This window comes from Salinibacillus xinjiangensis (assembly GCF_009649735.1).
GTDB classification, from domain to species: domain Bacteria; phylum Bacillota; class Bacilli; order Bacillales; family Alkalibacillaceae; genus Salinibacillus; species Salinibacillus xinjiangensis.
The window spans coordinates 303,053-323,044 of sequence record NZ_WJNH01000001.1 but is presented as its reverse complement, the minus strand read 5'-3'; the positions used below and the strand labels follow the sequence as shown (position 1 = coordinate 323,044).

Annotated in this window: 17 protein-coding genes and 1 pseudogene; 11 read left to right on the top strand and 7 right to left on the bottom strand. The window is 39.8% G+C overall.

The features are described 5' to 3' along the window. Positions 1 to 337: 337 nt before the first annotated feature. The 6 genes from GH754_RS01455 to GH754_RS01435 all read left to right on the top strand — a co-directional run bounded on the left by GH754_RS01455 (position 338) and on the right by GH754_RS01435 (position 5,808). Entirely contained in the window at positions 338 to 598 is a 261-nt protein-coding gene (locus tag GH754_RS01455; RefSeq protein WP_153726953.1) for an AAA-type ATPase lid domain-containing protein, read from the top strand. After that, positions 583 to 648 (top strand): hypothetical protein, encoded by a 66-nt coding sequence (locus GH754_RS20040; RefSeq protein ID WP_228550111.1) that lies wholly within the window; start codon positions 583 to 585, stop codon positions 646 to 648. The genes GH754_RS01455 and GH754_RS20040 overlap by 16 nt, the downstream gene beginning before the upstream one ends. An 18-nt stretch (positions 649 to 666) precedes the next feature. Further along, a complete protein-coding gene (locus GH754_RS01450; RefSeq protein WP_153726952.1) occupies positions 667 to 1,977 on the top strand; it encodes an aspartate aminotransferase family protein in 1,311 nt (436 codons plus the stop codon). Between the two features lie 19 nt (positions 1,978 to 1,996). Then, positions 1,997 to 3,373: a YjiH family protein gene (locus GH754_RS01445; protein ID WP_153726951.1), complete on the top strand. Its 1,377-nt coding sequence runs from the start codon at positions 1,997 to 1,999 to the stop codon at positions 3,371 to 3,373. An 89-nt stretch (positions 3,374 to 3,462) separates the two neighbouring features. Beyond that, entirely contained in the window at positions 3,463 to 4,824 is a 1,362-nt protein-coding gene (locus GH754_RS01440) for an FAD-binding oxidoreductase (protein ID WP_153726950.1), read from the top strand. A gap of 222 nt (positions 4,825 to 5,046) precedes the next feature. Beyond that, positions 5,047 to 5,808 carry a transposase gene (locus GH754_RS01435; protein WP_323741821.1) on the top strand — a complete coding sequence of 254 codons (762 nt, stop codon included), beginning with the start codon at positions 5,047 to 5,049 and terminating at the stop codon, positions 5,806 to 5,808. Positions 5,809 to 5,859: 51 nt separating this feature from the next. On the opposite strand, the gene GH754_RS01430 is transcribed toward GH754_RS01435, so the two are convergent. After that, the gene (locus GH754_RS01430) at positions 5,860 to 6,606 is read right to left on the bottom strand and encodes a hypothetical protein (RefSeq protein WP_153726949.1); all 747 of its coding nucleotides are present in this window, start codon (positions 6,604 to 6,606) and stop codon (positions 5,860 to 5,862) included. A 108-nt stretch (positions 6,607 to 6,714) separates the two neighbouring features. Next, complete coding sequence (locus tag GH754_RS01425) at positions 6,715 to 8,187, bottom strand: Na+/H+ antiporter NhaC family protein (RefSeq protein ID WP_153726948.1); 1,473 nt, start codon at positions 8,185 to 8,187, stop codon at positions 6,715 to 6,717. A gap of 147 nt (positions 8,188 to 8,334) precedes the next feature. Between GH754_RS01425 and GH754_RS01420 the strand changes: the two genes are divergently transcribed. Continuing rightward, positions 8,335 to 8,724 (top strand): ribonuclease HI family protein, encoded by a 390-nt coding sequence (locus GH754_RS01420; RefSeq protein ID WP_153726947.1) that lies wholly within the window; start codon positions 8,335 to 8,337, stop codon positions 8,722 to 8,724. Positions 8,725 to 9,190: 466 nt separating this feature from the next. Here the strand turns inward: GH754_RS01420 and GH754_RS01415 are convergent, their stop codons facing one another. The 4 genes from GH754_RS01415 to GH754_RS01400 form a co-directional block, all read right to left on the bottom strand. Then, positions 9,191 to 10,564 carry a GntP family permease gene (locus GH754_RS01415; protein WP_153726946.1) on the bottom strand — a complete coding sequence of 458 codons (1,374 nt, stop codon included), beginning with the start codon at positions 10,562 to 10,564 and terminating at the stop codon, positions 9,191 to 9,193. A 171-nt stretch (positions 10,565 to 10,735) separates the two neighbouring features. Further along, entirely contained in the window at positions 10,736 to 11,752 is a 1,017-nt protein-coding gene (locus GH754_RS01410; protein WP_153726945.1) for a zinc-dependent alcohol dehydrogenase, read from the bottom strand. 12 nt (positions 11,753 to 11,764) lie between these two features. After that, positions 11,765 to 12,760, bottom strand: a complete 996-nt coding sequence (locus GH754_RS01405) for a transketolase family protein (RefSeq protein WP_323741796.1) — start codon at positions 12,758 to 12,760, stop codon at positions 11,765 to 11,767. Between the two features lies 1 nt (position 12,761). Further along, positions 12,762 to 13,610, bottom strand: a complete 849-nt coding sequence (locus GH754_RS01400) for a transketolase (protein ID WP_228550091.1) — start codon at positions 13,608 to 13,610, stop codon at positions 12,762 to 12,764. Between the two features lie 212 nt (positions 13,611 to 13,822). Between GH754_RS01400 and GH754_RS01395 the strand changes: the two genes are divergently transcribed. Beyond that, complete coding sequence (locus GH754_RS01395; RefSeq protein WP_153726943.1) at positions 13,823 to 14,821, top strand: LacI family DNA-binding transcriptional regulator; 999 nt, start codon at positions 13,823 to 13,825, stop codon at positions 14,819 to 14,821. A 141-nt stretch (positions 14,822 to 14,962) separates the two neighbouring features. Here GH754_RS01395 and GH754_RS01390 read toward each other — a convergent pair whose 3' ends face one another. After that, a complete protein-coding gene (locus GH754_RS01390) occupies positions 14,963 to 15,571 on the bottom strand; it encodes a GntR family transcriptional regulator (protein WP_323741795.1) in 609 nt (202 codons plus the stop codon). Between the two features lie 206 nt (positions 15,572 to 15,777). Between GH754_RS01390 and garR the strand changes: the two are divergent. The 3 genes and pseudogenes from garR to GH754_RS01375 all read left to right on the top strand — a co-directional run. Then, a pseudogene (gene garR, locus GH754_RS01385) lies at positions 15,778 to 16,701 on the top strand (2-hydroxy-3-oxopropionate reductase); the annotation flags it as partial. Further along, positions 16,676 to 18,097 (top strand): four-carbon acid sugar kinase family protein, encoded by a 1,422-nt coding sequence (locus GH754_RS01380; RefSeq protein WP_153726940.1) that lies wholly within the window; start codon positions 16,676 to 16,678, stop codon positions 18,095 to 18,097. The pseudogene garR and the gene GH754_RS01380, both read left to right, overlap by 26 nt. 39 nt (positions 18,098 to 18,136) lie before the next feature. Beyond that, positions 18,137 to 19,501 carry a GntP family permease gene (locus tag GH754_RS01375; protein WP_153726939.1) on the top strand — a complete coding sequence of 455 codons (1,365 nt, stop codon included), beginning with the start codon at positions 18,137 to 18,139 and terminating at the stop codon, positions 19,499 to 19,501. Positions 19,502 to 19,992 lie beyond the last annotated feature (491 nt).

Sequence of the window (19,992 nt, the reverse complement as noted above, 5' to 3'; positions counted from 1 at the left end):
TGCCTGTCACCGCCCGTATTTTGTCGAATATCCTAGACCGGGTCGGAGGGACAGGTCCCTTGTCCCAGTCGGCTATAGGGAAGTGATTAATACCCTAGAATAATTAGTAAAAGTAGTAGTTCACAATTTGGGAGAACTACTACTTTTTTTATGCAAAAAATCTTGAAGTTTATAAGGGGGCGTCTAGCGTATTAACAATAGGGACAATGTACCTGTCCCCCTGTCCCAAATTTGTTGTTGTTTTTGTATATGGTATAAGTTATTATGTATATTAATACATTAGGTATTCAATTTTGAATAATAAGAATTACATGAATAAAAGGGGTTTTGATTGTCCATGAAGCTACATATGGAGTGGAGCGGAAATTATTTAGAAGTGAATAATGTCATGGAAAGATTGGTGGTTCAGTCTGGGTCGAATGTTATTACAGTAGATGACCTTCCAGTAGAATATCGTAAGCAAGATTCTGAATTAAACTCACTGGCATTTGAAGGGGGATCATTAACGAAAATTTTGGAAAATGTGGAAAAACGTGTCTTAACCCGTGCCGTGCACGCCAGCAATATAAAACAACGACAGAAATGGCCCAGGCATTAGGAATTAGTCAACCATCTGTGGTCAGAAAAATGAAAAAGTATTCAATCTAGCATAAAGGAGAGTTCAAAATGGTGAAGGCAGAACAAAATTGGGTGAAACTAGTAGACTCAATCGGAAATTTTTTAGCACCTAGTATGGCAAAGGATCATCCAAATCTGCCGGTGGTGAAGGCTGAGGGATGTTTTTACTACGGTGTTGATGGAACGAAATATCTGGATTTCACATCAGGGATTGCAGTTGAAAATGTTGGGCATCGTCATCCAAAAGTTGTGGAGGCAATCAAAGATAGTGCAGACCATTTGGTACACGGGCCATCCGGGGTTATTATCTATGAATCTATTATGAAATTGGCTGAGGAGCTACAGGAAATCCTTCCGCCGAAACTGGATAACTTTTTCTTCGCGAATAGTGGAACCGAGGCGATTGAAGGTGGTTTGAAGCTTGCCAAACACGTGACCAAGCGCCCATATGTCGTTTCTTTTACCGGCTGTTTTCACGGTCGTTCGATGGGGTCATTGAGTGTTTCGACTTCAAAAAGTAAGTACCGAAAATATCAGCAGCCGTCATGGCTTACCTATCAGCTTCCATATGCGCATCCGGACTATTGCCCAGATGGAGTTGATCCTGAGGCGTTTTTCCCAGAAAAATTAGAGAAGGATGTTGAGGAGTTATTTAAACATAAAGTAGATGCTGAAGAAGTCGCTTGCATGATTCTTGAGCCTATTATGGGTGAGGGCGGCTATATTATTCCTCCGAAGTCTTGGCTGAAAAAGGTTAGAGAAATCTGTGATAGGCACGGCATTCTTCTGATTTTTGATGAAGTGCAAACTGGCTTTGGTCGAACTGGAGAGTGGTTTGCAGCCCAAACCTTTGATGTGAAACCCGATATCATGGCGATTGCAAAGGGAATTGCAGCTGGTCTGCCACTAAGTGCAACGGTTGCGTCAAAAGAATTAATGTCCCAGTGGCCGCTTGGGTCTCACGGTACAACCTTTGGCGGAAATCCGATTGCTTGTGCTGCTGCAAGAGCCTCGTTGGATGTCATCAAGGAAGAAAGTCTTCTGGAGAATTCACGCAAAATGGGAGAGTATGCACTTGAGCGGCTAGCACCATTTAAGGAAAAATATCCTGTAATCGATGATATCCGTGGTGTTGGTCTCATGATTGGAATTTCGCTAAAAAATCTCGAAACAGGCGAACCTGATGGAGATTTGGTTATGGATGTGTTAAATCGTTGCTTGGAAAAGGGAGTTCTTTTTTACCTATGTGGGAACGCGGGGGAAGTTATTCGTATGATTCCACCATTATCCGTAACGAAAGAGCAAATTGATCATGGTTTAGATGTTTTGGATGAAGTGTTAGCAGAAGTTAAAAAATAATATTTGGGAGGTCTTGTGCTTGAAAAATGTAGTGGAAACCAAAAGCGACATTCCGGTTCAGGAGGGGATTGACCTTAGAGGACTCATAAAGTTTGTCATCCCCTCATTATTTGGCGTATTTATTTTTCTTTTTCCGATTTTAGATGGAAGTGGGAGCTTTAACATCCCACTTGGTGTTATCACCGAATATTTAATTGAAACATTAAGTGCTTGGTTACCAGCGATTGTGACCATCACAATGATTATTTCTACTATATTTACGGTGAGCGCATCGTTGTTTAAGCCATCATTTATTCAAAATTCTAGCTTGATGACGTCCTTGTTTGATGTCAATTTGTTTTGGATGCTGACTCGTGTTATCGGTACTATTTTTTCTATTATGACATTTTATAACACTGGTTTTGATATCATCAGATCGGAACTAACTGGACAAGTCATGTTTGGATTGCTGACAAGCCTCATTGTTTGGTTTTTTGTAGCCTCATTTTTGATGCCTTACTTGATTAACTTTGGGGTTATGGAGTTTTTTGGGACCTTACTTAGAGGTGTTACTAAGCCTTTGTTCACCTTACCGGGTCGGTCAACTATTGACTTACTTGCTTCATGGATTGGAAATGTAAATGTTGGGGTTGTGGTGACGCGTGAACAGTATCAGGACGGTTTCTACACTGGACGGGAGGCAGCAGCTATTGCCACCTGTTTTTCAACGGTGTCACTACCATTTTGTCTAGTCATTGCAGGCATGCTTGGGGTTGACCACATGTTTCCGCTATTTTATTTGTCTGTAGTCATTGCGGGGATAGTGAGTGCAGTTATTATTCCAAGAATCCCTCCGATTTCCAGGGTTTCAGATACGTACCTCAAGGAAAATAAATTTCGTGAAAAAATACCAACCCACACGTCCAAGTTTAAATGGGGATTACAACAGGCGATTGAACGTGCTAAAAGTGCAGGGAGTTTAAAGAATCAGATCAAACAAGGGAGTAATATTTTTCTCGGTATTGCCTTTGTGTTGATTCCTCAAGTAATGGCCATTGGGACCATTGCACTCGTTATTGCGGAATACACGACTGTTTTTCAATTTCTGTCTAAGCCAATTGTGCCCCTTTTACAGCTAATGCAAATTCCAGAAGCTGTACAGGCCGCGCCAGCAACCATCGTGGGCTTTATTGATATGTTCATGCCTGCTGTATTGGCATCAGGAATCGAAGCTGAAATCACACGTTTCATTCTAGGAGCCTTATCATTAGTACAGGTGATTTATCTAACGGAAATGGGGACACTCCTCATCATTTCCAAAATCCCAATCAACATCTGGCACCTATTTCTCGTATTCGTCGAACGTACCATAATCTCACTACCCATCATCGCACTAATCGCACACATCATCTACTAACCGGGTCGGTGGGGACACCTCGTCCCAGATGGGGGTGGGTCACAGGGACAGGTCCCTCGTCCCACTACCTGTACAGAAAGGGAGATTTCATGTATATACCAGAACTCAAAAACAAGCTTGGCAGCAATAAAGTCAGTCAAAGCGAAAGTGCTTTATACAAATGTAGTCATGATGAATCTCCACATCAGGCTGTTGAACCTGATGTGGTTTGTTTTCCAGAAAATCGTGAGGATGTGGAAGCTATTTTGGAGGTTGCGCGGACTCATCATGTACCCGTTACAGCTTTCGGGACAGGATCTGGGTTGGAGGGGCAAGCCATTCCCATTCAAAAGGGAATATCTATCAATTTTGAACAGATGAACAAAGTGATTGATTTTTCCCCAGAAGATATGACTGTTACCTTACAGCCTGGAATGACTAGATTAGAGCTTAATAAAATCATAAACCGAGAAGGACTCATGTTTCCGATAGACCCAGGAGCAGATGCAAGTATTGGCGGAATGGTCGCCACGAATGCAAGTGGAACCACTGCTGTTCGCTATGGCTCCATGCGAGACCAGCTGCTAGATTTGGAAGTGGTTTTAGCTGATGGTTCTGTGATTCATACAGGCACACGAGCCAAAAAGTCATCATCTGGCTACCATTTAACCGGATTATTTGCTGGTTCAGAGGGCACGCTTGGCATCATTACAGAGATTACGCTGCGCTTACACGGCATTCCTGAATATACAATGATGGCAAGATGCACCTTTGAGACACTTGAGCAGTGCACAGTTGCGGCCCAAAATATTTTACACAGCGGTGTTCCAGTCATGCGCATGGAATTGATTGATGCGCCGAGTATTGCTGAGGTGAACCGACAAAATGGTTATGATTTTCCTGAAAAACATTCACTTTTCATTGAATGTGCGGGTGCGAAAAATACAGTGATTGGCGAGGTGGACTTAATAGCAGAGTTAATGAATGATCTAGGCTGTTCCAACTGGGATACGGCTAAAAACCCTACTGAACAAAAGGAAATTTGGAAAGCTAGACATGAATTGACCTATGCGTTTAGCCATGTGAAAGGATCAGATGTAACGGGTGCCGATGTCTGTGTCCCGATATCGCGATTGCCGGAACTGGTTGATTATGCAAGAGAGCTCGTTGATGAAAGTGGATTAAAAGGTGGAATATGGGGTCACGTGGGCGATGGAAACTTTCATACGCTTGTTGTGTTCGACCGTGATAGTGAGGAAGAACGAAAAAGAGCTGAGTACACGAATGAAGCCCTTGCTGTCCGCGCCATTGAAGTAGGTGGCACTTGCACTGGAGAACACGGCGTAGGACTAGGAAAAATAAAATTTCAGCAAGCAGAACACGGCACCGCCCTAAACATCATGAAACAAACCAAACAACTGTATGATCCCCAAGGACTATTAAACCCAGGCAAGATATTCAGTGGGTCGTAGGGACAGGTCCCTCGTCCCACTTTCCTTTTAATTCGGTAAAAGATCCCAAATTTAGGTTTCTCCCCATATTTCACACAGTAAAAGGTAATATCCTCCTATAAAATTATCTAATACCCTTGTTTTTTAAACTAGAATCGCAAAATTCCTCTTTTGACTTTGAACACATAGGTGATTATCTTTAGTTATAAAGTAGTAGAATCCAACATGATAGAGGTGATTTAAATACCAAGAAGCGCGAGAAAGAGGAGTCGTAGTGGTATCTATCACATTATATTACGTGGAGTGAATCAACAAACGATCTTTGAGGATTACCAGGATAAAAGGAGATTTCTTGAAACATTATCAAGGTTCAAAGAAATATCTAAATACCAAATTTTTAGCTACTGTTTGATGAATAATCATGTCCACCTACTAATTAAGGAAGTAGAGGAAGAAATCTCACTTGCTATGAAAAGAATTAGTTCGAGCTATGTATTTTGGTATAACGAAAAATATGAGCGGAGTGGACATTTATTTCAGGAGCGGTTTAAGAGTGAAAGTGTGGAAAGCAGAGATTACTTTTTCACAGTTTTACGTTATATTCATCAAAATCCATTGAAAGCAGGGTTAGTGAAGGACGTTTTCAGTAGTCGTTGGACAAGTGTGAATGAGTATATTGACCATACCAATATAATAGATATAGATTTCGCGCTAAACCATATTTCACCAGATAGAAAAAAGGCAATTGAAATGTACATAGAGTATATGAAGCAAACGAATGAGGATCAATGTTTGGAGGATAGGGTAAGGGAAAGAAGGTCTGACATTGAGGTGAGAGAATATTTGTTGCAATTAGGTGTTTTTAATACAAGTTCGTTACAGAAGATGGATAAAGAGAGTAGAAATGCTATATTAACAAGGCTGAAAACATTAAATGGAGTATCTATTAGACAGTTAGCAAGGATAACTGGGGTTTCGAAAAGTGTGATCCAACGCGTTCAGTGAGTGAGGATGGAGGGAGGGGAAGTGGGACGAGGGACCTGTCCCTCCGTCCCACTAGGAATATAGTGTATAAATCTCATAATGAGTCCAATTATCTTGTGGTGGGTATGTTCTTGGATGCGGAATGTGGCGCCAGGATTTTTTGGAATGTAGGGCTAGTTGCAGTTGATTGATTGCCTCGGTAAAATCATCAAACAGCATATATGTTTCTCTGTACTTTCGGTATTGAGGGAGATGGAATCCCCTGAGGCTGGTGTCTCCAACTAAAGCTAATTCTGTTAACAGACATTTTTCCTGAAAACTATTTAATCGGTTAAAGAAAATCGCCTGAATCAGTGGCTTAATTCCTAATTCAATAGCTTTTTTCAAATAAGTCCGTGGGATGATTTGCTGGTACATATATTCATCAATCTTAAAAGCATCCTTCCCCAAAGCCTCCGAAATATCATACTCATCTAAATCACACTCATGCATAAGCTCATAAATTAGTAATTCCTTGTATTGCTCATCTTCCCCCTCAGTTATACATTGCTGTAAAATCGCAAGCTTTCTCTCTGCCTCGGATTTAAAAGGCCCGACCACAAAACAAAGGGTTGGCACTTTTTTCTGCGTTGACTTCAAGGCTGATACATATTTAAAACCACCTATGACGTTATACTTTTTATCAAATCTTTTTTCAACGATAATATGAGGATTTATGGCATTCTCCAACTTTGCCGCATAATGACGAGCAGTTTTGTCAGGTACTTCCTCCAAATGAAAAGCCACCAACTGATCATAAGTGAGTCTAACATGTTTCATTTCGAAACCACCCTAATGATGTATTTTGTTCAGTATATGAGGACGATAATTTGTCCTATTCAAATTAAAAAGGGAATGACAAGTTGAATGTCATTCCCTAAACTACTATTAATCCCGTGGTGGCTCTTTCAATTCCTCTCCATTTTTCCCTTCATATCGTAATCCCCATCCAGTCAATGCCGCTATAAGCATAATCACGACAAGGAACCAGCCTTGGAATACAAATGGGAAAACGGATGTTGGCTGTACAACTGGTAACCAATCATACGTTTCCTTCATCGTTTGAATCGTAGACCAGCCCAAGAGGACAGGTGCACCCCATGGGAAAATATATCCTAATGCTGAAGTGATAGCATCCAGCATATTAGCCCGACGATATTTATGGATTCGATACTTAGTTCCAAGTTCTTTTACGAATGGCGCCGCTGCAATTTCGGCCGCTGTATTAATGGTGATTGCACTATTTAACAACGCCACAAGTCCCCACATAGCCAATTCTGCTCTCCGCACCGAATTTTTAATCCATTTAATCAAGGTTTTGGTAATGACATCCATCGTGCCACCTAACTTTAACAGATGCCCTGCCGCCACAATCAATAGGATTAATATTGCCATATTAAAATAGCCGGTCATCCCATTTACCAATGCCCCTTCAACAATCGCGTCTGAGTCAGGATTGAAGTTTAAGATTTTAGTTAACGGTTGAATTTGCAAAACGACAATCAGGACGATAGCTGATACGATTCCCCATGTTAAGGATGTGAGCAAATGGTGTCCTCTCAAGGCTAAAAACAACACGAATGCGAACGGAATTAACATAATCAGACCATTTGGATTGGTTGATTCTGCCATGGAATCAATGGCTGCTTGGTTATTTTGAATCATGCCGCCACCACCAAAAATTGCAAACAAAATGGTAGCAGGAATGGCCGCTGAAATCGCATATTTAAATCGCGACCGAACTACCCCTGGAACATCAGCCTCCTGTGTGACAGCAGATACAATTGTCGTATCTGAAACAGGCGCCAAATTATCACCAAAAACGGCCCCAGCTAAAATCGCCGCAAACATGAAAGTAGGATCAGCCCCAACAGCCACGCCAGCCGGATACATCAAAGTGGAAAAGGCAACCGTTGTTCCATAACCTGTTCCAACTGCAGTTGAGAATGTTCCTGCTAAAAGAAAAGTTAAGGCCACAAACAAGCCGCCAGTAAGTCCTGTAATTGACCCAATCCAGACAAGTCCTTCTACTAGGCCGCCAACCTGCAAGACTTGCGCAAACATTCCAGCATAAAACCATGCCACAATCGCAATGACCCCAACAGGCTGTGCCAGTCCATCAAACATCCCTTGAGCAAAGTCCTCCCATTTACTTTTACTAAAAAACAGCCCAAGTGTCAGCCCAATTAAGGCACCTAAAACCAGTCCCACCTCAGAGGAGAGCTGGAGCACACTTATGGTGATGGCCCAAATCACAAAGAATAGGAGCGGAATAGCAGCCCCAAACGCGCCTAATCTAAAATCCAACGACTGAACCGTACGTTCACCTGTTGCTTTGTCTAATTCTTCATTTTTTGACATACGTATTCCCCCAAAAGATGCAAGTAAGTAATGATATTATCTTACCAAGAAATTAGGGTGTCTGTCACTCGTCTAAAGTAAGGATGCACCCCCTAGTTAAGATTGGTATAATCGAACTACTAAACACGCAGAAGGAGAGTCAGGAAATTGATTGAAGTCTATACAGATGGAGCATCCAAAGGAAATCCCGGCGTGAGTGGGGCTGGGGTCTATATTAAAGCTCAAGGGGATATCAGTGAATTTTCGTTTCCATTGGGTGTACTCTCAAACCACGAGGCGGAATTTATGGCGGTAATTAAAGCTTTGGAGATTTGTAAGGAATATTATCCTGGAGAAATTCTGTCATTTCGTTGTGATTCCAAGATTGTAGTGGATGTGGTGGAAAGTGATTTCACGAAAAACCAAACGTTCATACCATACTTAGAAAAGATACGGACGGAGATTAGTCATTTTCCGCATGTGTTTTTTAAGTGGATTCCTGAGAAGAAGAATCCGAATGCGGATCGATTGGCGAGGAAGGCAATTTATATGCAGTAGGGTAGGACTAAGGGTTCTCCCTCTAAGCGCCTATATAAAATTAAACAAACGTTTGTTTAATGCTAATACAACAGCTTTTCCGCCTTAATAAAAATAAGGAAAAGGATACTTTCGAATGTTTGAATAAGCATAGTAGTTATATTATCAAAGCGTGGGATGATTGTATGGCAAAACGTCAACCTAACATGATTCCCCCCTCTTTACTAAGAGGTGTGCATTTTGGTACGAGTGCTTGAAGCTAAAGTAGTACCAGAACTAGATGGCTGAGGAAGAAAACCCAGTTGTAGCAACTGTATATTAAGAAGGTGCCATGCATTATGTGAATAGGTAACTGAAAGCCTGGAGTTTATCTTAATGAAGAGAGATAAATTACTACATTAACATACTAATTTATAAGTATTAAAAATCCCTTCTCTTTTGTTGGAGAAGGGATTGTTGCTATAAGTTGAAATGTCTTGTCCTATTCTTAAATCCCTGGCAAAAATCCAGATCCTAAACTTAAGATATACACAATTACAAGCCCTGTAACACCGGCTATAAACCCACCAAATGACCAAGTTTTTAACGTGTCAACTACGGAGAGCCCTGCAAACTTACTTACTACCCAGAACCCAGAGTCATTTGGCATAGAAAGTCCGATACCACCTGCACAAATGGCTAGCCCTAATAGAATAGGGGAGACGCCTAAGCTTAACGCCATTGGCCCTAAAATAGAGGATGTGGTAATGAGTGACACAGTTGATGAACCTAACGCTACCCTCAACATCTGTGCGAATAAGAATGCTAGTAGGATAATTGGCATATTCCAGTTTTGCATTGTACTAACAAGATAGTCACCAATCCCCGTTTCATTAACTATACTACCAAAACCACCACCAGCACCTGTGATCAGGATAATTAATCCGGCAGATTTAAAGGATTCGGTGTAAGCCTCACCAATGTCTTTTTTCATGTATGGCTTTAATAAATATGCTGCCACAATAACACTGATAAGTAATGCCATATTTTTCTCACCAACAAAACCGAAAAATGCTGCAGCGGCTGTTTCTGGCATTACTAAGCCGAAAATTGTGTTAAGTAAAATTAACGCAATAGGTAATAAGATAACGAAGAAAGCTAGTCCAGCAGATATTTCCTTTCTGCTTTCAGTACTAGCAGATATCTCATGTTGACTTTCTTGTTCACTTGCTAGATTATTGATAGCGTTTTCAATTAATGGTTTGGCATTTCGACCAACAAATTTACCATATACAATACCACCAACGTAAATGGCTCCTAAGGCTACAATAAGTCCGTAAATAAAAAACAATCCAAGATCAAGACTCAGGTTATCCGCCACTGCAAGTGGAGCAGGGGTTGGAATTACTATGCAGTAAGCTACAATTAATCCTAATGCAAGTGGAAGTACTAAAGATACATAAGGAATTTTTGCTTTAGCTGATAAACTTCTTACTAAGTTATTCAAAATAACAAAAGCTGCATCAAAGAATAGAGGTATCCCTACAACTAGGCCTGTACTCGCCACAGCATGTCTAGACTTTTTTGGACCTGAAATGTTTAATAAAGTAGATGCTATTTTTTGAATGGCCCCTGAAAATTCCATTAGTTTTCCAAGGACAATCCCAAGACCAATAAGTATACCCACTCCTGCCAATGTACTACCAAAACCATCGGCTATAATAACTGGAACATCTACTATAGGTATACCAACTACAATACCAGTTAATGTCGCTACGACTAGAAGGGCTATAAAGGCGTCCCATTTTAAAAATAAAATTAAGAAAAAAAGACTTAATAACGAAGCTATAAATATTAAGATGAGTAAGTTTCCAGTAATCAAATTGTTAACCTCCTTGATTTTATAATTTAAATTTGTTTTATACATCACCGTTTACATTTAAAGAAAATTCTGAACAATTATAATAGAAAACATTTAGATACTCCAATTGTGTTATAGCGGATGTTTTATGAGTGTGTAAGAAAATTCCTGTTGGAGTATCTAAAAAATATATTAAAGGTCTACTAAAACTTTAATGGCTCCATCTTTTTTCGTTGCTGCTGCATCCATGGCTAATTCAATATCTTGTAATGGAAAGGTGTGTTTTGTAAGTATTTCTAACTGATCACCCCTTTCAGAGATAATGTCAATTGCTTGTTCAAAATCCTCTTTGACATACATAGATGAGCCTAGTATTTGAATCTCAGAGATGAATACATGATTAAAATCTACTTTTATATCTTCTTCAAAAATTGCTATTGAAATGATTTTCCCTTTTTTCTTAACAATTTGTAGGGCGTCATTCATAGTGGATTGAAGCCCCACTGTTACATATACTTGATCAACTTTACCATAGGTTTCATCGATGTAGTCAACAATAGATACTTCTTTTACGTTTAGAGTGTCTGTGGCTCCTAGTTGTTTACTAGTTTCTAAATTATGATCTATTGCATCTGTAATGCAAATGACTTCTGCACCTGCATGTTTTGCTGCAACAGCCACTAATAAACCAATGGGCCCAGCACCTAGGACGGCAATCTTATCGCCCTTTTTAATTTGACCTAGCTTAACAGCATGAACCCCTACAGCCAAGGGTTCGGTTAAAACTCCAACGTGATAGGGAATATCCCCAGGAATTTTATAGACAGTTGAAGCAGGTGCAGTTAAGTATTCTGCAAATGCTCCTTCCCATTTTTCTGTACCTAAAACAGTTTTATTGTCGCATAAATGGTAGTCACCGTTCTGGCAATGGACACATTGCTTACATCCATAATGAGGTTCTACTGTTACATAATCTCCAGGGTGAAATCCTTGAACGTTTTCACCAACTTCTTCAATCTTTCCAACCAGTTCATGCCCCAAAATAGAAGGGGGCTTGCGGAATGGATGAGCCCCATTATAGGCATGTATTTCGGAACCACATATTCCAGTTGTTATAATTTTAATTAACACGTCATTATCATTTATTTCTGGATTTTCTTTATTAATAATCTTCATACTGTTTATTTGATCAAACAGTGCTGCTTTCATTAAGACACATCCTTATGACTGATTTAAAAGAGTTTTTGCTTCATCTGCAATTCCTTCTCCATCTAATTTATAATGGTGGTATAAATAATAGGGCTTCCCTATAATAGAATATTCATCGTATATCCCATGCCTTTTAAATTTACAGAAGTTTCCGGATTCCATTAAAACCTCTGCAACAGCACTTCCAAGTCCGCCTTGAACGTTGTGCTCTTCAACAGTTAATATGGCCCCAGTATTCTTGGCAGAATTAAAAATAATTTCTTGATCGATAGGCTTAATGGTGTGCATATCTATGACTCTAGTAGAAATATTTTCTCTCTCTAATAATTCAGCTGCTTCGAGTGCTTGTTTTACTTCAATTCCACAAGCGATAATGGTTATGTCAGATCCTTCTCTTACCACGTTTGCTTTTCCAATCTTGTTCTGAATATTGGAGGAGTTATTTTCATAAATAGGTGTTTCACGTCCACGACTAACACGAAAATATATCGGGCCTTCATATGTCTTAACTGATTCTTCAATCATTTCTGATAAAGCCACTCCGTCTGCAGGCGATATAACTGTCATATTCGCCATGGAGCGTGTAATCGCAATATCTTCTGTTGCATGGTGAGAAGTTCCATAAAAGCCCATGGCAATACCAGTATGTGTTCCAATCAAACGTACATTAAGGTTTGGATAAGCTACAGCAGTACGAATTTGCTCAGCACATAACACACCTAAAAAGGAAGCGTACGTAGAAACATATGCTTTTTTACCGGTACTAGCCAAACCAGCTGCGGCTGTTACCATGTTTTTTTCAGCTAGACCGAAGTCGAAGAAGCGATCTGGGAACTTTTCTCCAAAGTCTGCTAATCTAGTTGGATACCCTAAGTCTGCGCAAAGAGCAACAATCTCAGGATGTTCATGACCTAGTTTTGCTAGTGTTTCACCAGTTGTTAGTTGTTTCGATAATTCTAGACTTTTAAATAGCTCCCATGTATCTTTATGAAAGGTTTGTGTTGTCACTTTATTTACCTCCTTCAATTTCAGCAATTGCTCTTTTTATATCATCTTCACCGAGGTTAGCCACATGCCATTCAAAACCGTGCTCCATAAAAGAAACCCCTTTGCCAGCTACTGTGTCACAAATTATAACAGTCGGTGTTTTAGAATCGACGTTAGGAAGGTTGTCGAAGGTATCAATCAGGGCCTCTACATCATGGCCATCAACTTCGACTACATTCCAACCGAAGCTTTCCCACTTTTCCTTGATTGGATTAACATTCATTAATTCTTTTGTTACACCATCCACGGTTACCTTATTGTTATCGACAATAGCGACTAGGTTTCCAAGCTTAAAATTACCTGCACTCATGGCAGCTTCCCAAACCTGGCCTTCTTGTAATTCACCATCACCCATTAGGATATAGGTTCGATATTTTAATCCATCAACACGAGCACCTAGTGACATTCCGACTCCTACAGAAAGGCCATGCCCGATTGACCCTGAACTAAAATCTATCCCTTTGATTTTATTCATGTCGGGATGGTCTCCAAAAGGACTTCCTAAGCTAGTATAGGTGTCTAATTCCTCTTTTGGGAAAAAGCCAACATCAGCTAGGATTGGATATACACCCACTGCTGAGTGACCTTTACCCATGACAAATCGATCTCGTTCAGCCCATTTAGGGTTTTTAGAATCATAATTTAATTGATAATAATAAAGTGTTGCGAATATTTCTGAGCATGAAAAAGAGGATCCGTAATGTCCACTTTTTGCATAAGATATAAGCCGGATCGTCTCCAGTCGAGACATCTTGGCCTTTTCCCTTATAAGATTTACAGCTTCTGATTTTTCTAAAGTTTGAGTGCTCAATATTATATGCCTCCTTTAGGTTAATCGTTTAACCGATGTATGAGTATATAGTATTATGTAAGCGTTTTTTTGTCAATAAATTTTCAGAAATTTAAAAACTGTTCGTTGTAACAATCCTTCTTTTAAAAGGAATTGTTTACTTTATAGAAATAGTTTAAAATATATGACAAATACACATTTTGGTTAAAGGATTAACTTAATGAGGTGTAAATATGAAGGTAACGATGAAAGATATAGCTACAGAAGCAAAGGTTTCAGTTGCAACTGTTTCACATGTGATTAATGGAACCAAAAAAATTAGTGAAGAAAAATATAATAGTATTATGCAAATCATAGAGAAATATAATTATATTCCTAATTCTACTGCTAAAAATTTACGGCAAATGAAAACAAAAACAGCGGGTTTAGTCGTTTCAAGTTTTCCTGATTCCTTTGTAACGGAAATGATTAATGGGGTAGAAGCTAGAGCGCGTGATGCAGGTTATAATCTATTTTTGGTTAATACTAATGAGGATAAGAAATATGAAGAAGAAACAATAAACCTTCTATATTCTAAAATGGTAGATGGTATTATTCTATCCCCGACTTCAACAGACATTGGTTATCTTGAGCGTTTTGTCCATAATGGTTTTCCAATGGTGCTAGTTAATCGTCAGGACTACAATATGAAGAGCATTCCACGTGTAACAGGGGACAATTATCAAACTGGTTATGATGCAACAAAACACTTGCTACAACATGGTCACCAAAAAATTGGTTTTATTTATGCAGTACGACATGTTACCACTACAGATGACCGAATTCGAGGTTATAAAGATGCGTTGAAAGAAGCAAATATTCCGTTTAATGAAAGTTATTTAGAAGCGGGGTATGCGACAGTAAATGGTGGGATAAACGCCATTCAGTCCTTAATAAAGAGGGAGTCGGATATAACGGCGCTTTTTATACAAAATGATCTCATGACGATTGGTTCTATCTCTATGTTAAGAGAATTGAATATTAAAATTCCTGAGGATATAGCCATCATTGGTTTTGGGGATTTTGCTTCAGCTCCAATTATTGAACCACCTGTAACAAATATCGTCTTACCGCCTGAGACAATAGGAAAAACAGCATTTGATGTTTTACTGAACAAAATCAATAACCCTAACTATGAAAAGAATATTGAACTACCACCAACACTGATTACAAGGAAATCTTGTGGTTGTTAGGAGTTCGCAAAGTATACGGTTTCTATCACAGAGCATTTTTTTGAGTAATGCTAACATAGAAAGCACCCTCTTATTAGTAATAAGAGGGTGCTTTCTATGTTTTAAAAGGATATCTGCTAGGATGAATATAACAGGCACGACCTACTCCACCCGAATAAACCTCAAACAAAATTCCAAATCCGCCCGCAAATGCTTCTTCATCAACTCCTCAGCTTGATCTGGTTGGTGCTTAAGAATCGCATCATAAATCTTCTCATGCTCATCGATGAGAAACGGCCGATTATGGTAAACCACTGTTTTTCTAAATAAGTAAATAATCGAATTCATACGTTCAATGACATCAGCCATGAACGGATTGTTGCTGGACTGGACGATAATTTCATGGAAATCTTTGTTGGCCGCCATAATTTCATCAACGGTACCATTCCGACCAATTTTAACGCACTCTTTTAATCTTATTAACTTTTCCTCACTTAAATATTCAGCTGCACTGCGGGCCGCGTCTCCTTCTAACAGAGAACGAACATGAAAAATATTTCGTAGGTCGGTTTCTGATGGGTTGACGACCTTTTTTTTCTTAATCAATCCTTCTTCCTCTAGTTTACGTATCGCTTCTCGCACCGGCGTTCGACTAACACCTAACTCGGATGCGAGCTTATCTTCGGTTAATTTTTGTCCTCGTGGAATTTCTCCATTTAATATTTGATCTCTTATGGCTTCATAAGCAGTTAAATAGGCTGATTGACTCACAGTAGTCGACAGTACAAATGACGGTTCTGAACTGTCTATCCTTCCTTTCTCCTTGGTCTATCCTACCTTAAGTATAGTTTTAAATCGCTTTTATTTAAAGAACAAATCATAAAATGTATACAATTTTAAATTTATTGTATACAAAATTGAACTTTTTGTGTACAATGAATTCATAGAAAAATGAAAGCGTTGTAAAAAAGGGAGCTGACAACATGAAACTCGGTTTTATTGGATTAGGAATAATGGGGAGACCGATGACGAAGAACCTTTTAACAAATGGTTATCAAGTAACTGTGTTTGATATCAATAAAGAAGCTGTTCAACAGTTGGTTCAGGCAGGAGCACAGGGTGCAGATTCACCTAAGGATGTAGCAAAGGAAAGCGATGTCATCTTCACAATGCTACCTAACTCAAACCATGTAAAAAGCGTTGTATTGGATGAAAACGGTGTCATCCATGGAGCGAAGGAAGGTGCGATTGTAGTAGATATGAGCTCTATTACACCAGTTGCTTCCAAGGAAATTGCGGACCGTTTAGTAGAAAAAGGCATGCACATGCTAGATGCACCGGTTAGTGGGGGAGAGCCAAAAGCAATTGATGGAACCCTTGCGATTATGGTTGGAGGTAAACCAGATATTTTTGAAAAAGTGAAGCCGTCCCTTGCGTGTATGGGACAGGATATCACATTAGTTGGAGATCATGGCTGTGGGACAACGGCTAAGCTAGCGAACCAAATTATTGTAAACGTGAACATTGCTGCTATGTCAGAGGCGTTAGTTTTAGCTCAAAAAGCAGGTATCGATGTCGGTAAAATGTATGAGGCGATAAAAGGTGGTTTAGCAGGAAGTGCTGTTCTAGACGCAAAGGTTCCACTCATTTTAGAACGTAATTTTGTAGCTGGTGGACGTATCGACATCAATGCGAAGGACCTTATGAATGTGATGGAAACAGGACATCAAATGAATGTGCCTTTACCGCTATCCAGTCAGGTTCTAGAAATGTTCCAAACTTTAAAAGCAGACGGAAAAGAAGCCGATGACCACGGAGGATTGGTTCAGTACTTTGAGAAGCTTGCGAAAACAGAAGTGAAGAGGGTGGAAAATCATGACGAACTACAAAACGTTCACTAATGTATACGATAAGCTCAAGCCGGTAGATGAAGCGGCCGTTCAGAAGCTATGGGAGGAAGTCTATCCCACATTTCAACATAAAATGGTCGTATTAGATGACGATCCAACTGGGGTTCAAACGGTTCATGGAGTTTCTGTTTATACCGATTGGTCTGAAGAAACGATTGAACGAGGCTTCCAGGAGGATTCGCCAATATTCTTTATTTTAACGAATTCGAGAGCGTTTACAGCAAGCGAAACCGAGCAGGTTCATCGGGATATTGCGGAGCGTGTGGCTCGAGTTGCTCAAAAGCATGACCAGCCTTACTTGATTATTAGCCGAGGGGATTCTACATTACGTGGGCACTATCCATTAGAAACAGAGGTTTTAAAAGAAGCTAGTGATCAGCGTATCGATGGGGAAGTGATTCTACCATTTTTCAAGGAGGGTGGCCGTCTTACAATCGATAACACCCACTATGTTCAGGATGGGGACAACCTCGTGCCAGCCGGTGAAACAGAATTTGCGAAGGATCGTACCTTTGGCTATCAATCTAGTCATCTAGGAGAATGGGTAGAAGAGAAAACAAAAGGTCAATTTGCTAAAGAGGATGTAACTTATATTTCTCTAGAAACCATACGAGATTTAGATATTGATACGATTGAACAGCAGTTACTTGAAACTTCAGATTTTGGAAAGGTTGTCGTCAATGCTATTGAAGAAGCGGACGTTCGAGTTTTTTCCATAGGTCTTATTAAAGCAATGAACCAAGGCAAAAACTTTTTATTCCGAACAGCTGCAGCATTTACAAAGGTGATAGGAAACATTTCATCACGACCATTACTGACTAGAGATGAATTGATAGAAGAAAATCTGCAAAACGGTGGACTAGTCGTTGTCGGATCACACGTGCAAAAAACGACTCAGCAGCTAGAAGCACTGAAAACGTTATCTAATCTAAACTTTATTGAACTTGATGTTCACCTTGTGTTAGACAAGGAAGCTTTCCAACAAGAAGTGGCCCGAGTTAAAGCGGAGGCTGAGGAGCAAGTGGCGAGTGGTGTGACAACCGTCATTTATACAAAACGAGAGCGTTTGGATCTCGGAGAAAACAAAAAGGAAGAAGAATTAAAGTTATCCGTTGAAATTTCAGACGCGGTCACGAGTATCGTCCGAGATTTTCAAGTTCGCCCCAATTATCTTATTGCCAAAGGGGGAATCACGTCTAGTGATGTTGGCACCAATGGATTACGGGTGAAACGAGCAACCGTTGCTGGCCAAATTGCACCAGGAATTCCTGTATGGAAAACCGGAAATGAAAGTACATTCCCACACATTCCATACGTCATCTTCCCAGGCAATGTAGGAGCCGTTGACACGTTAAAAGATGTCGTTGTCTTGCTTGAAGATAAATAAAAAATAAACCATACTAACTAGACAAAGGAGAAAGTTCTTATGATGACAGGTAATGCACTTATAATCGTATTTTTGCTTTCACTTGCAGCTTTATTTTTCCTCATATTAAAAGTGAAATTAGAACCATTCCTAGCGCTCATCGGGGTTGCGCTAGGTACAGGGATTGTTATTGGCTTACCAATCAGTGAAGTTCCGGGTATAGCCGCATCAGGATTTGGTAGTACCTTAACAGGTGTCGGGATTTTAATTGGTCTTGGTGTCATTTTTGGTCAGTTCTTGGCCGCTTCCGGAGCGATTGGAAAAATTGCACAAGCTGTATTAAAGCTATTTGGAGTGAAAAAATCACCCGCTGGACTAGCCATCACCGGTACAGCAGTTTCGATTTCTGTATATTTTGATGCAGCGTTCGTTATTTTAAGTGGACTTATTAAAAGCTTATCTAAGAAAACAGGCATTTCAATTGTTTCATTTGTAACCGCTTTAGGTGTTGGTTTAATTGTTTCCCATAGTATGATTGCACCAACGCCAGGTCCTTTAATTGTAGCTGAGAACACGGGGTCTGACTTAGGACTATTTATTATTTATGGTTTACTTTGTGCCATTCCTGCCACATTAGTAGGTGGATATTTCTACGGAATGTTTATTGGAAAGCGTGTGAAGCACTCTGGTGAAGTGGATGAAGATGCACTAGTTTCTGAAACGTCTGCAACAGTTGAAGAGGTTACACCGAAGAAAGAAATTAGTACTGGTTTATCGCTTGGATTACTAGCTTTGCCAATTGTTTTAATTCTTTCCAATACAATATCTGACCTCTTGTTCCCAGGTACAGGTGCAGCGACTGTATTAGGCTTTATCGGGGATAAAAACGTTGCCCTATTTATTAGTGTAGTCATTGCTTTAATTGTATTAAGACCTTATCTTTCTCAAACAAAAGATAACATCTACACAGAGGCGATTAATTCAGCCGGAATGATTATCTTGATTACGGGTGCTGGTGGTGCATTTGGTGCGGTCATTAATGAGAGTGGAATTGGTGATCACTTAATCTCAACTATGCAAAGTTGGAGTATCCCAGTTCTGTTGCTAGCCTTTATTTTTTCACAAATCCTACGTGCATCACTCGGTTCAGCAACTGTAGCACTTGTTACAACATCAAGTATCCTTGGGCCAATGGCAGTCGAATTAGGTACATCTCCAGTACTACTTGGACTTGCAATTTGTGCTGGTGCCGTCGGTCTTTCTTTACCAAACGACTCTGGTTTCTGGGTTGTAAACCGCTTTGGAAAACTTACCATCGTTCAAACAATCAAGGCTTGGTCACTCGGTGGATTTGTAGCAGGTTTAACTGCATTAGGTGTTGTGTTTATTTTGAGCTTATTCACTGGAATTTTACCAGGACTCTAAGATTACAACGTAAGTTTAAGCAGCCATTCTCTTTTGGAGAGAGTGGCTGTTTTTTTGATGGGGTTTGATTTTGCATTTGGTGGATGACCTTTCGCAATTGGGTAGCATGGTTCAGCAATCTGATTTTAAACTTTAGCGAACATATAATAATCTTTAGCATAATCGGGGGTCTTCAGCAAAAATAAATATATCTTCAGCAAAAATGAGAGGTTGTTTAGCATGGGACCCGGCTAAGGTACAGTCAGCCTAGGTTCAGCATTTAATCCAGTATCTTTAGTTATTTTAATGAAATCTATAGCAATCCAAATCTCTACTTTAGCAAATAAACAGGAAACTTTAGCCAAAACAACCATCTTCAGTAAAATATACTTAAACTTTAGCCTTAAATAGATAAACTTCAGCAACCCGCACGCCCGCCTTGCACCCTCAAATCACCCACCACCAACAGCACAAAAAAAGAAGCCCCCTTATCCAAGAGGGCTTCTTCCACA